Below are 12,847 nucleotides of genomic sequence, written 5' to 3'. Positions count from 1 at the left end.
GATGACCTCCTCTTGCACGGAATCCCAATTGACGAGATACTGTACGGACTTACAGTAGTCGGCCCCGCCGCCGCCAGAGTGAACGCCCCCGCACGTAAAATCATCCATTGCGATTGCGACTGCTTTTATGCGTCGGTCGAGATGCGCGACGATCCGTCGCTGCGCGGGCGTCCGCTCGCCGTCGGCGGCCGTCCCGACCAGCGCGGCGTGGTGGCGACCTGCAATTACGAGGCGCGCCGCTATGGCATCCATTCGGCGATGGCCACCGCGCAGGCAATGAAACTGTGCCCGGAGCTGCTGGTCATTCCGACGGCGATGGAAAAATACCGCATCGCCTCGCGCCAGATCATGGAGATCTACGCCGACTACACGGACCTGGTCGAACCGCTGTCGCTCGACGAGGCCTATCTCGACGTCACGAATTCGCCGCACTGCAAGGGCAGTGCGACCCTGATCGCCCAGGAAATCCGGCGGCGCATCTTCGAGACCGTCGGCATCACCGCTTCGGCCGGCGTGGCGCCGAACAAATTTGTCGCCAAAATTGCCAGCGACTGGAACAAGCCGGACGGCCTGTTCCTGGTGCGGCCGGACGAGGTCGATGCCTTCGTGGCGGCGCTCCCAGTGAAAAAGCTGCATGGCGTCGGCAAGGTCACGGCCGCCAAACTGAACAAGCTGGGCGTGCAGACCTGCGGCGACCTGCGCAGCTGGACCATGCAGGAGCTGCAGCACCACTTCGGCAGCTTCGGTGCGCGCCTGCACGATTTATGCCGCGGCATCGACAACCGCGAAGTCAACGTCGAGCGCGAGCGCAAATCGATCAGCACCGAGGAAACCTATACCAACGACCTGCCGGACCTCTCCGCCTGCCTGGCGCTGCTGCCCGATCTATACGAACACCTGCTGGGCCGTATCAAGCGTGCCGGTGCCGAAAAATTCATCAACAAGTTATTCGTGAAAATCAAATTTTCGGACTTCCAGCAAACCACCGTCGAGTGCGTTGGCTATGCGCCACACATACCGACCTTTGCCCGGCTCATGGAAACCGGCTGGCTGCGCGCCAGCCGCCCCGTGCGCCTGCTGGGCGTCGGCGTGCGCCTGGGCGACACCGAACACGTCGAACAATTGAGCCTGTTTGACGAACACACAACACATTAAAACGTTCTTGTTGCCGTGTGAAAATGCGGCGAGATCAGCGTGTAGAATGTCGTTCCCCTGAAATACTGAGACAACAGAAAGCAACTATGTGGTTCAAGAATCTTCAGATTTACCGCCTGCCCGCACCATGGGCCTTTACGCCTGAACAGATGGAAGCGGCGCTCGCGCCGATGGCGTTTACGCCCGCGAACAGCAACGAATTGCTGCGCCAGGGCTGGGATGCGCCGCGTCCGAACGGTGGTCTGGTCCACGTCGTCAACAAGCAGATGCTGATGATGCTGGGCACCGAAAAGAAACTGCTGCCGAGCTCGGTGATCAACCAGGTCGCCAAGGCCAGGGCGGCCGAGATGGAAGAGCAGCAGGGTTTCCCGCCAGGTAAAAAGGCGATGAAAGAATTGAAGGAACGCGTGGCCGACGAACTGCTGCCGCGCGCATTCACGATCCGCAGCAACACCTTCACCTGGATCGACCCGGTCAACGGCTGGTTAGTGGTCGATGCCGCCAGCCCGGCCAAGGCCGACGACGTCGTGAAACTGCTGCTCAAGGGCGTGGACCGCATGCCGCTCGAATCGCTGCGCGTGCAGCGTTCGCCGGTCGCCGTGATGACCGGCTGGCTGGAAGCGGACGAGGCGCCGTACAACTTCACGATCGACCAGGACACGGAACTGCGCGCCACCGGCGAAAGCCGCGCCGCCGTGCGTTACGTCAAACACTCGCTCGAACCGGACGACATCCGCCGCCACATCGCCGCCGGTAAACAGTGCACGCGCCTGGCCATGACCTGGAACAGCCGCGTCAGCTTCGTGCTGACCGAATCGCTGGCGATCAAGGGCATCAAACCGCTCGACGTGATCAACGAAGGCGGCGCCGTCACCCACAGCGACGACGAACGTTTCGACAACGACATGATGCTGATGACTGGAGAATTGGCCAAGATGCTGACCGACGTGGTCGAGGCGCTGGGCGGCGAGGCCAAGGCGTAATCAGCCTGCTGCACCTGCCGGAGGGACGTAGGGTGGGCAAGTTCCTTGCCCACGCGTTCAACAGACCGTTGATCAATCACAATGGTCGTAGGGTGGGTGCCCCTGCCCACGCGGAAAGTTGAACATTGTTGGCACCATTCGGCGCTAACGCTGCTCACTGGTTCTCGTGGGCTCGGGGCGCCCACCCTACAGGATTGCGACTAATCGACCGGTCGTTGAACGCGTGGGCGGGGAACCCGCCCACCCTACGGGTCAAGCTCGAAGGCCACCTTGTGATCGACGTAAAAACGGACCCGCCCGGGTCCGTTTTGCTGTGCCCTTACTTCGCGCTGGCCACCTCGTCGCTGGTGGCCGGTTCCTCGCCCTTGCCGTCGGTGTAGGTCGCGCCCTGGCGATCCTCATGTGGCGCCGGCTTGCCCGGCAACGGCGGCAACGCCTTGGCCCGTTCGAGGTCGACACCGGCGATCTCGGCCACGCGGCGGCCGTAGTCCTCGTCGCAATGCCACAGGTGCCACACCATGCGCAGCTGCACCACTTCCGGACATTGCTTCAAATCGCCGCCGACATTGTTCACCAATTCGTCGCGCTCCCAATCCTCGAAGGTCCGGTAACGGTCGCCCGCCTGCTTGTAGTCGCTGCGGGTGCTGGTGGTCTGGTAGCGGCCCAGGTGGCCCTCGACGTATTGATGGTAGTCGCGCGCCGGCTTCGGTGCCTCCTGCGTGCCGCCCAGCAGGCTCGGCTCGTAGTTGATGTGGCGGTTTTCGCCGCTGTCGTCCACGTAATACGTCATCTGGCCGTCGCGCTGGTTGGTGCGCGGGCGGGCCCGCTCTTGCGGCGCGTTGATCGGCAGTTGCAGGTAGTTGGGACCGACGCGGTAGCGCTGGGTATCGGAGTACGACAGGGTACGGCCTTGCAGCATCTTGTCGTCGGAAAAATCGATGCCGTCGACCAGCACGCCGGTGCCGAAGGCCGACTGTTCGGTTTCGGCGAACACGTTTTCCGGATTACGGTCGAGCACCATGCGGCCCGCCGGCAGCAGCGGGAACTGGTCTTCGGGCCAGCGCTTGGTGTCGTCGAGCGGATCGAAGTCGAGTTCGGGATGCTCGCCGTCGGCCATGATCTGGATGCAGAACTCCCACTCCGGATAGTCGCCGCGCTCGATCGCTTCGTAGAGGTCGCGCGTGGCGTGGCTGGTGTCGCGCGCCTGGATCTCGGCGGCCTGCGCGGCGGTCAGGTTGCGCACACCCTGGCGCGGCTGCCAATGGAAGCGCACCAGGTGGGCGACGCCTTCGTCGTTCACCAATTTATAGGTGTTGACGCCGGAACCTTCCATCTCGCGGTAATTGGCCGGGATGCCCCATGGGCTCTTCACCCAGGTGACCATGTGCAGCGCTTCCGGCGAATTGGCGACGAAGTCATAAAAACGCCACGGCTCTTGCTGGTTGGTGACCGGATCGGGCTTGAAGGCGTGGATCATGTCCGGAAATTTGATCGCATCGCGGATGAAGAACACCTTTAAATTGTTGCCGACCAGGTCCCAGTTGCCTTCGACCGTTTTCAGCTTGACGGCGAAGCCGCGCGGGTCGCGCGCCGTTTCAGGCGACTCCTTGCCGCCGATAACGGTCGAAAAGCGCACGAAGGTCGGCGTCTGCACGCCGACTTCGGTCAGGACTTTGGCGCGGGTGTACTTGCTCGCCGGTTCGTCGCCGATCTTGCCATAGGCTTCGAAATAACCATGGGCGCCGGTGCCGCGCGCATGCACGACGCGCTCGGGGATGCGCTCGCGATCGAAATGGGTGATCTTCTCGATGAACTGGTAGTTTTCGAGCGTGGCAGGACCGCGCTCGCCGACGGAGCGCAGCGATTGGTTGTCGCGTACGGGGTGGCCTTGGCGCGTCGTCAGGATGGGACGGTCAGACATGGGAAACTCTCCTCTCTGTTCACGGGAGAGAAAAGTATAGGAAGTTCCACCGAAGGGCAGCGCGCTGCTGCCCCCAGGAAAGTTAAGCGCTTACAGCGGCTGGAACACGCCGGCGGCGCGGTTCTTCGTCACATTGTCCCAGGCGAACACTTGCCCGTTCATGCCGACATACACGCCGGGCGCCAGCGTTTGCGCCACACCGCAAGCGAAACCGAGGTTGAACAGGGCGTCGGAATTGGCGATTTCGTAGGGGATCATGGCGCCGGTCAGCACGATCGTTTTACCCAGGTTGGCCGCGCCGAGTACGGCGGCTGTTTGCGGCATGGTGTCGGTGCCGTGGACGATGACGATGGCATCCTCGGTGGCGGCCTGGCAGGCTTCCAGCACGCGCTGGCGGTCGGCATCCTGCATGTCGAGCGAATCGAGCAGCGGCAGCAGTTGCAGTTCGACGGGAATCGTCAGGCGCGCGCGGCCGATCACCGCGGGCAAATGGCTTTCGGAAAAGCCGAGGACCCCGGTCAGTTCATTGTAATGTTTGTCGAAGGTGCCGCCGGTGGCGATGAGGCGTAAAGTCATATCGGTTTATACACGCAGTAAAAAAAGGTGGACCATCATAGCGCCAAACCGTGGTGTATCCAGATGTGACTGCGCTAGAATCGACCGGATCGGATGAGTAGACTGATCTTTTTTTCCAGCAAGCCCCACAGAATTCCATGAAAGCCGTTGCTCCAGGAACCGTTATTTTTCACCGCCATCGCGGGTATGGCGTGATCACCCACGTCAACCTGCTGACCGGCTGGATTTCCGCCCGCTTCGGCAACGAAGCGCGCACGCTCGACCTGAACCTGTCGAGCGACGAAGTCCAGCATGCCGATGGCGAACCCATTTTATTTCGACGCGCACCGCCCGACCGCATGCCGCATGCGCGCCTGATGGCGGTCGTGCGCGCCCTGCACCAGGCCGGTTATCAAAAACTATATTTGTACGCGTGGCCGAAACCGTCCGGCCTGCACTGGCGCTGGCATTTGTTTACGGGCCAGCGCAACTGGATGCAGCGTTCCTGGCGCGAAGGCTGGTATGGTTCCGGCGCCGAGTACAACAACAATCCGGTGATGGGATGGGGAGACTCTCCCGGCGCCACCACCGAAGAGCTGATCCACGCGCTGGCCAAATTCGATCCGCAGGGACTGGCGCAAGCGCTCGGCCGCGACGACGACCACACGGCCTGGTTTGCCGCCACCTGCGACGCGCTGCTGCCGGGCTACATGTACAGCCTGAACCTCGAGCGGCCGACAGGCGGCGGCCTGATCGAAGCGCCGCCGGTACCGGTGGTGGCGGTGCGCGCCGGCTTGCCGGCGTATGCGGGGCCGGACGTCGGCTGGCCGCCGGGCTGGGCCGGCTTGTGGACGAAGTCGTATGTGATGCCGGCGCGGAAGATCAATCTGACGGGCGAGCCGGAGCTGGGTTGATCGCGCTGTTGTGCGGTGGGCATGCCCACCCTACGAGGTTGTGAAAAAATCGCCATGGCTGCGTTGCCTCGTCTCGCCGTACACTCGTACTGTCTTCGACTCGGCGCCGGGCGGCCGTATCCCTTGCCCTGACAATTTTTTCACAACCTCTACGGTTTATTCAGCGCTTCCGGATGTAATATATTCGTCGGCTTGCCCGCCGCGAAATTGGCGATGTTCTCGAATGCCGCCCTGAAATACATCTCGTAACTATCCTGCTCGACATACCCCAGGTGCGGCGTCGCCAGCACGGTCGGCATGCGCAGCAGGGGCGCGTCGGCCGGCAGCGGCTCTTCCGTAAACACGTCGAGTGCCGCCATCCCCGGCCGTCCGGCCTGCAGCGCCGCTTCCAGTGCCCCGACTTCGACCAGTTCCGCACGGCTGGTGTTCACGAATAACGCGTCCGGCTTCATGCGCGCCAGGTCGGCCGCGGTGACGATGCCGCGGGTGGCCTCCGCCAGCCGCAGATGCAGGCTCAGTACGTCGGCCTCGGCAAAGAATTCTTCGCGCGAGGTGGCGGCTTCCATGCCATCGGCCAGCGCCGCCGCGCGGCTGGCATCGCTGCCCCAGACCAGCACCCGCATCCCGAACGCGCATCCATAGCCGGCCAGCAGCTTGCCGATCTTGCCGTAGCCCCAGATCGCCAGCGTGCGGCTGCGCAGCACCCTTCCCAGGCCGTTGAGCTGGGGATTTACGGAAGCCGTCTGCCAGACGCCGTCCTTCAAGTTATTCGCGTACGGCACGATCTTGCGGCTGGCCGCCATGATCAGTGCCCAGGTCAGTTCGGCGGGCGCGACCGGCGAACCCGTTCCCTCGGCAATCGCGATGCCGCGCGCGGTGGCGGCGGCAACGTCGACGTGGCCGCTGACCTTGCCCGTTTGCGCAATCAGTTTCAGGTTCGGCAGTTTGTTCAGCAAGGCGGCGGGCAGGCTGGTCCTTTCGCGGATCAGCACCAGCACCTCGAAGGGCGCCAGCCGGATCGCCAGCTGGCCGAGGCCGCGTGCAGAATTGTTGAACACTTTGACGGCGTGACCGTCCAATATTTTGTAACAGTCGAGACCCGACACGGCGTTCTGGTAGTCGTCGAGAATGGCAATTTTCATCGGAGTTGAGCGAAGTTATTGATGAGCACGTAAAGGAATAACGCGTTCGCGGCGAATCAGAGTAGCCCACTACTTTAGTCGACTATTTTTCCTACATTTTTCGATTCGCAGCGCTTGAAACCCGGATCGAGGGGTGTACAATCGGCCGATTATTAAGGGTTTGACAGCACCGAAGTGTATAACAGCCCAAGCTTCACCGACCGTTCCATCGCCTCAGCATGAGGCTGCCGACACGACCGCCGTACCGCCGCTCTGCTGGCGCCAGGGACGCATCGTCCAGTCCCGGATACCTGCGACGGTCCTGCTGTGCGGGACCATACAGAATTCTTAATTGTTGGAGGTAACATGAACCAGCCCGTGATGAGCGGTGTCGCCGCCCTGAACGTTCCAGCCCACGTCAAACACCAGAAGCTCATCAATTGGGTGGCAGACATTGCCGCCCTGACGAAGCCTGACGCCATCTACTGGTGCGACGGCTCCGAAGAAGAGTACGACCGCCTGTGCGCACAGATGGTCGAAGCCGGCACCATGAAGCGCCTGAATCCGGCACTGCGCCCGAATTCCTACCTGGCCCAGTCCGACCCGTCGGACGTGGCGCGCGTCGAAGACCGCACCTATATCTGCTCGGCGACGAAAGAGCAGGCCGGCCCGACCAACAACTGGACCGACCCGGCCGAAATGCGCACCACCCTGAACGGCCTGTTCGACGGCTGCATGGCGGGCCGCACGCTGTACGTGGTGCCGTTCTCGATGGGCCCGCTGGGTTCGCCGATCGCCCACATCGGCGTCGAACTGTCCGATTCGCCGTATGTCGCCGTCAACATGCGCATCATGACGCGCATGGGCAAGGCCGTGTACGACGTGCTGGGCGCCGACGGTGACTTCGTCCCGTGCGTGCACAGCGTCGGCATGCCGCTGGCCGCCGGCCAGCAAGACGTGGCCTGGCCGTGCAATGCCACCAAATACATCGTCCACTATCCGGAAACCCGCGAAATCTGGTCCTTCGGTTCGGGCTACGGCGGCAATGCGCTGCTGGGTAAAAAATGCTTCGCGCTGCGCATCGCCTCGAACATGGGTTACCAGGAAGCCCAAGCCGGCGGCACTGGCTGGCTGGCCGAACACATGCTGATCCTGGGCGTCGAGTCGCCGCAAGGCGACAAGCAATACGTCGCCGCCGCCTTCCCTTCGGCTTGCGGCAAGACCAACTTCGCCATGCTGATCCCGCCGACCTCGTTCAACGGCTGGAAAGTGACGACCATCGGCGACGACATCGCCTGGATCAAGCCGGGCGCCGACGGCAAGCTGTACGCCATCAACCCGGAAGCGGGTTACTTCGGCGTCGCCCCGGGCACCAACGACAAGACCAATTCGAACTGCATGTCGTCGCTGCGCGAAAACGTCATCTTCACCAACGTCGCGCTGACCGACGACGGCGACGTCTGGTGGGAAGGCATGACCAAAGAAGCGCCTGCGCACCTGATCGACTGGCAGGGTAAGGACTGGACCCCGGCCTCGGGCACCAAGGCTGCCCACCCGAACGCGCGCTTCACCGTTGCCGCGACCCAGAACCCGGTGATCGACCCGGCCTGGGACGATCCGGCCGGCGTGCCGATCTCGGCCTTCATTTTCGGCGGCCGCCGCTCGACCACCGTGCCGCTGGTCACCGAAGCGAATAGCTGGGTCGAAGGCGTGTACATGGCCGCGACCATGGGTTCGGAAACCACCGCCGCCGCCGCCGGCCAGATGGGCGTCGTGCGCCGCGATCCGTTCGCGATGCTGCCGTTCATCGGCTACAACATGAGCGAGTACTTCCAGCACTGGCTGGATTTGGGTAAAAAAGTCGAAGCCAAGGGTGGCGCCGCACTGCCGAAGATCTTCTGCGTCAACTGGTTCCGTACCGACGAGTCGGGCAACTTCGTGTGGCCAGGCTATGGCGACAACATGCGCGTCCTGAAATGGATCCTGGAACGCACCGCGGGCCAGGCCGACGGCGGCGTGCAGCACCTGTTCGGCACCTCGCCGAATCACGGCGACCTGAACTGGGAAGGCGTCGAGTTCAGCGAAGAGCAGTTCAAGCAGATCACCTCGATCGACCAGGATGCCTGGCGCGAAGAGTTGAAATTGCATACCGAACTGTTCGAGAAGCTGGCGCACCGCCTGCCGCAAGAACTGGTGGCGCACAAGCAGGAACTGGAACGCCGCCTGGGCTAAATAGGGCAAGTGAAGAGTAGGTGAGGAGACGACGGTTGTACTAAAACAATCGCATACGCAGGAAAGGGATAGGCAGCCGCCTATCCCTTTTTTCATTTGAAGCGAGAAAATGCCATGAATAAGCTTATCGCGTTCAATGTGCCAAACGGCAGGGTATTGGTCGAGTCGCAGGATGCCGTGACCGGGAGCGTCGTCCGTGGCGCCGCGCTGGCCAGGGTGACGGAAAAAATCGACCAGTCCTTGCCGGATGCGCTGGCGGTGATCCGTCCGGTTGCCGAGGCGGTGGCGGCAGCCTGCAGCGAACTAAAGGTCGCACCGGGTCTAGTCGAGGTGGAGTTCGGGTTGAAATTCGAGGCTGAGCTCGGCGTCTACATCGCGAAAGGCAAGGGGGAGGGAAGCCTCAGCATCCGGCTGCAGTGGAAACCGGTCTAAAAGCGACCTGCCATGCGATTCAGGCCGCACGTTCGGCCCGTTCTGCTGTCTAAGCGAGTGGTCCCCTGGCACGCGAACCCATGCCCGCATGTACACCGTGCTCTGCTTACCCTGGAGCTGGAATGATTTATCAGAACTTCGACCTGGAAATCATCAGTCCGAAAGGAAGCGACCGGCTGTGCGCGCGGGTGCTGGAATCCCCCCAGGGCGATTGCCCGTTCATCGACGTCAAGTGGCCTTTCAATGCCGACGAAGAGGGCGTCCTGCTCGCGGAAATCTATGGCGGACTGCGCCAGCGCGGCCGCTCGAGCAGGGCGAACACGATCCAGGACTTCGGCGGCAAGCTGTTCGAGGCGGTGTTTTCGGGCGATATCGAACACCTGTTCCGCTCGTCGCTCGATTCGTCGTCGCGCGCCGGCAAAGGCTTGCGTGTGCGCCTGCGCTTGCCTGAAGACAGCGAACTGCATGTGCGGCCGTGGGAATTCCTGTTCGACACCGAAAGCCGGGAATTCCTGGCGGTCCGGGAACACACTCCGCTGGTACGCTATCTGCCGGTCGCGCAACCGATTCCGCCGATCACCGTGGAAGGTCCCTTGCGCATCCTGGTGGCCTTGTCCTCGCCGACCGATCACCCACGGCTCGACATCGCGCGCGAGTGGGACATCCTGCGCCACGCGCTGGAACCCTCGATCAGCGCCGGCCAGCTGGAGCTGCGCCGGGTGCCGGGGCGCTGCACCTTCGACAATCTGCGCGATTCGCTGCGCCATTTCGGCGCCCATATTTTTCACTTCGTCGGACACGGCATACCGGGGGCGCTGGTGCTCGAGCAGGAATCGGGCAAGGGCCTGGAAATGGAGGCGACCCACTTGCGTTCCGCCTTTCCCAGCGGCGCGCTGCCGCGCCTGATCGTGTTGAACGCCTGTTCCGGCGCCATCACGCAGGACGTTCCCTTTTCCGGCCTGGCGCAGGGTTTTTTGAGGCAGGGCGTGCCGGCCGTGGTGGCGATGCAAGCTTCCATCACGGACGACGCCGCCCTGATTTTCACCCGCTATTTTTACCGGGATCTGGTCGAGATCGGCGCGGTCGACGCCTCCCTCACCGAAGCGCGGCTGCGCATGCAGGGCAATGGCCACCCCATCGAATGGGGCACGCCGGTGCTCTACATGCGCGCGCTCAGCGGACAGCTGTTTCAACCGGCGGCCAAGCCGATCGAGTGGAAGGATTCGCAGGAGACCCACGGCAAGGCGAGTGCACCCCTGGCCCGCATCGAGCCGAGCCTGGGCGAGCGCAAGAAGGCAAAGGGAATCCCGGAGGCGCCGAACCTGTTGCCGCTTCAGCCCGCTGGCCAGTCCGAAAAAAGTAAAAAGCCGCGCACTTCGCGGGTCAGGGAGAGCAAGCCGCTGCCGGCAGCGGCACCGGAACCGGTCGGGCAGAACGCCGCCAAGACGATCCAGGCACCCATGCAGCCGGAACCTGGGCCGGAACCTGGGCCGGAAGCGAATGCCGGGCAGGATGTAACGGTCAAGATGGCGCCGGAACCGATCGAGCCGCCATTCACGCCGGCGCCGGAGCCGGTCGCACAACCCACCAGGCCGGAAACGCACGCGGAAACGCCGGCCATGCCGCCGGCGCAGGCGCCGGACCGGACCGTGCCGAATATCCTGCCGCACGTATCGCTGGGGGAGCCTACCGCGCCGATGCCGCCGCCGCATCCGGCCAGTCCGGACAGCGCACCGAAGGCCCAGGTATGGGAGTTCAGTGCGCCGTCCAGGCCGGCGCCGGCTTCTACCCCGGCCGAGCAAGCCGCCGCGCCCGGGAACCGGATGGGCGAACCCACGGCGCCGTCCAGGCCGAAAGGGCGTCCGGCGGAGAGCAGCGCCCGGCCCAGGCTGCAGGTCAAGAAACACGCAGCATCGCCCAGGAAGGAACCCATGCCCGAGCCGGACAGCGCGCCGCCAGTCCCGCCGGAGGAGTTCGTCCCGGTATTTATCCTGGAACCCGAGGTGGATGCGCCCAGCCCCGCCAAACCCGCGACCTTGCATCAAACTACCGCACCGGCGCCGGACAAGAACTGGGGACAACCTCCACCTGCCAGGCACTTCCTCGTGCCCGGGCTGGCTGCTGGCTTGCTGGTTGCCGTGCTGGGCGCGACGATCGGCAAAAGCTATATCTTTCCCGCACGCGACAGCGCGCCAGCGGCGATCGCACCAACGCCGGCAACGCCTCCGCCGGCATCGGTGGCCGGGCCGGTGCCGGCCACGCCAGAGATCACGCCGGCGCCCATCCGCGAGCCTGCGCCCCTCATAACGCGCGATGCGGCCACGCGCAGCGCCGACGGTGCAGGCGGCCAGGTCGAGACAGTCGCGGATGCGCAGACAACACCGCCGGTCGCCAAGCGCAAGCAGCCTGTTGCGTCAGCGCGTAAAACCCAGCAGAAACCGAAGCAGGCGCCGGCCGCGGCGGCTCTCAACTGCAAGAGCCCGATCCCCAGCGAGCGCGATGCTGCCTGTCTGTTCAATAATAAATGACACTGCGAGGTTGCCAATGAACTCCCGTGCGAAGGCCCCTATGCTGGCATGCTCATTGGCGTGCTCATTGACAGGGTGGGCAAGCGGCGCCGCAGCGCAAAATTGCAGCGAGCGAATCGACTCGATCAAGACCATCGGCGACGTACAGTCGGCAATCAATTGTGTGCAGGGTTTGGTTGCCGCGGAGGCGCGCGCCAGGCAGGAGGCCGAAAAAAACCTCAAGCAATTGCCGCAGCAAGTGGCCGAGCAGATCGAACTGGTGACCAGCAAAATACACCACGCCTCGCTGAAAGAATCCACCAACGGCCTGTGGAAACAAATTCCCGATTCCGCCGGCGCCGACGCCTGCTTCCTGTCGTCGGTGCGCCTGCCACCCCAGGGCCTGTGCCAGGTCACCCATCAGGGCAACCTGGGGCAATGGGCGTATAACGCCAGCGATATCGCCGGCGCCGGTTTTGTCTGCACCGCCACCTGCGTCTGGCTGGACGTGCGTCCCAGGGCGGCAGCCGCGCAATAGGCCTTAGTCCAGGGCCGTGACTTCGCTCTTGTTCCCATCAAAACCATCGAACAGGCGCCGGTGGCACGTATACGACATCGCATCGTCGCGCTCGTAGTAGCCGCCCACCCATTCCAGCAAAAAATCCAGCTTGCTCTGCTGGGCTTCCATCGATGCATACTTGTGCGGTTCCCAAGGGCGCTTGCGGTTGTTGTCCAGGCAGACGGCGCGGCCCGGATTCATGAACACCAGTTCCGAACAATACGGCAGCGCCATCGCGATCAGGTCGCCATAGCAGCCTTCCGCCACCCAGGCCGGATGGGTATTCACAAAGGCGAGCAGGTCGGTCCGCACCGCCTCGGCACGGCGTGGTACGGCAACCAGCCCCGGTTCCCAGACGATCGTGTCCAGGTCGAGGTGAACCGAGCCGTGCCGCGCCGCCAGCGCCCTGGCCCGGTACGATTTACCCGAACCCGAGTTGCCCATGATAAGACATCGCATCATCGCCTC

At 63.4% G+C, this 12,847-nt stretch carries 11 protein-coding genes; 7 read left to right on the top strand and 4 right to left on the bottom strand.

Going from position 1 to position 12,847, the window contains the following annotated elements:
- Positions 1 to 78: 78 nt before the first annotated feature.
- Together dinB and AC56LG_RS13025 are read left to right on the top strand one after the other, a co-directional pair.
- Complete coding sequence (dinB, locus tag AC56LG_RS13030) at positions 79 to 1,155, top strand: DNA polymerase IV (RefSeq protein WP_374001179.1); 1,077 nt, start codon at positions 79 to 81, stop codon at positions 1,153 to 1,155.
- Between the two features lie 86 nt (positions 1,156 to 1,241).
- Positions 1,242 to 2,138, top strand: coding sequence for a recombination-associated protein RdgC (locus AC56LG_RS13025; protein ID WP_497166509.1), 897 nt, complete (start codon positions 1,242 to 1,244; stop codon positions 2,136 to 2,138).
- A gap of 319 nt (positions 2,139 to 2,457) precedes the next feature.
- Here the strand turns inward: AC56LG_RS13025 and AC56LG_RS13020 are convergent, their stop codons facing one another.
- On the bottom strand, positions 2,458 to 4,059 hold the full coding sequence (locus AC56LG_RS13020) for a catalase (RefSeq protein WP_497166508.1): 1,602 nt from the start codon (positions 4,057 to 4,059) through the stop codon (positions 2,458 to 2,460).
- A gap of 90 nt (positions 4,060 to 4,149) precedes the next feature.
- Positions 4,150 to 4,635: an asparaginase domain-containing protein gene (locus AC56LG_RS13015; protein WP_497166507.1), complete on the bottom strand. Its 486-nt coding sequence runs from the start codon at positions 4,633 to 4,635 to the stop codon at positions 4,150 to 4,152.
- A gap of 137 nt (positions 4,636 to 4,772) precedes the next feature.
- Between AC56LG_RS13015 and AC56LG_RS13010 the strand changes: the two genes are divergently transcribed.
- Positions 4,773 to 5,528: an L-asparaginase gene (locus AC56LG_RS13010; RefSeq protein WP_497166506.1), complete on the top strand. Its 756-nt coding sequence runs from the start codon at positions 4,773 to 4,775 to the stop codon at positions 5,526 to 5,528.
- Positions 5,529 to 5,677: 149 nt separating this feature from the next.
- Here the strand turns inward: AC56LG_RS13010 and AC56LG_RS13005 are convergent, their stop codons facing one another.
- Entirely contained in the window at positions 5,678 to 6,670 is a 993-nt protein-coding gene (locus AC56LG_RS13005; protein ID WP_497166505.1) for a D-2-hydroxyacid dehydrogenase family protein, read from the bottom strand.
- A 345-nt stretch (positions 6,671 to 7,015) separates the two neighbouring features.
- On the opposite strand from AC56LG_RS13005, the gene AC56LG_RS13000 reads away from it, so the two are divergent.
- From AC56LG_RS13000 to AC56LG_RS12985, 4 genes are all read left to right on the top strand, one after another.
- Entirely contained in the window at positions 7,016 to 8,881 is a 1,866-nt protein-coding gene (locus AC56LG_RS13000) for a phosphoenolpyruvate carboxykinase (GTP) (protein ID WP_497166504.1), read from the top strand.
- Positions 8,882 to 8,995: 114 nt separating this feature from the next.
- A complete protein-coding gene (locus AC56LG_RS12995) occupies positions 8,996 to 9,313 on the top strand; it encodes a CU044_2847 family protein (RefSeq protein ID WP_497166503.1) in 318 nt (105 codons plus the stop codon).
- Between the two features lie 122 nt (positions 9,314 to 9,435).
- Positions 9,436 to 11,841 carry a CHAT domain-containing protein gene (locus AC56LG_RS12990; protein ID WP_497166502.1) on the top strand — a complete coding sequence of 802 codons (2,406 nt, stop codon included), beginning with the start codon at positions 9,436 to 9,438 and terminating at the stop codon, positions 11,839 to 11,841.
- A gap of 67 nt (positions 11,842 to 11,908) precedes the next feature.
- Positions 11,909 to 12,358, top strand: coding sequence for a hypothetical protein (locus tag AC56LG_RS12985; RefSeq protein ID WP_497166501.1), 450 nt, complete (start codon positions 11,909 to 11,911; stop codon positions 12,356 to 12,358).
- 3 nt (positions 12,359 to 12,361) lie between these two features.
- Here AC56LG_RS12985 and AC56LG_RS12980 read toward each other — a convergent pair whose 3' ends face one another.
- Positions 12,362 to 12,841: a P-loop NTPase family protein gene (locus tag AC56LG_RS12980; protein ID WP_497166500.1), complete on the bottom strand. Its 480-nt coding sequence runs from the start codon at positions 12,839 to 12,841 to the stop codon at positions 12,362 to 12,364.
- Positions 12,842 to 12,847 lie beyond the last annotated feature (6 nt).

This window comes from Telluria sp. ZB2R32 (assembly GCF_059685715.1).
Note: the sequence above shows the minus strand (reverse complement) of the source record. Positions and strands in the feature narration are given on the sequence as shown.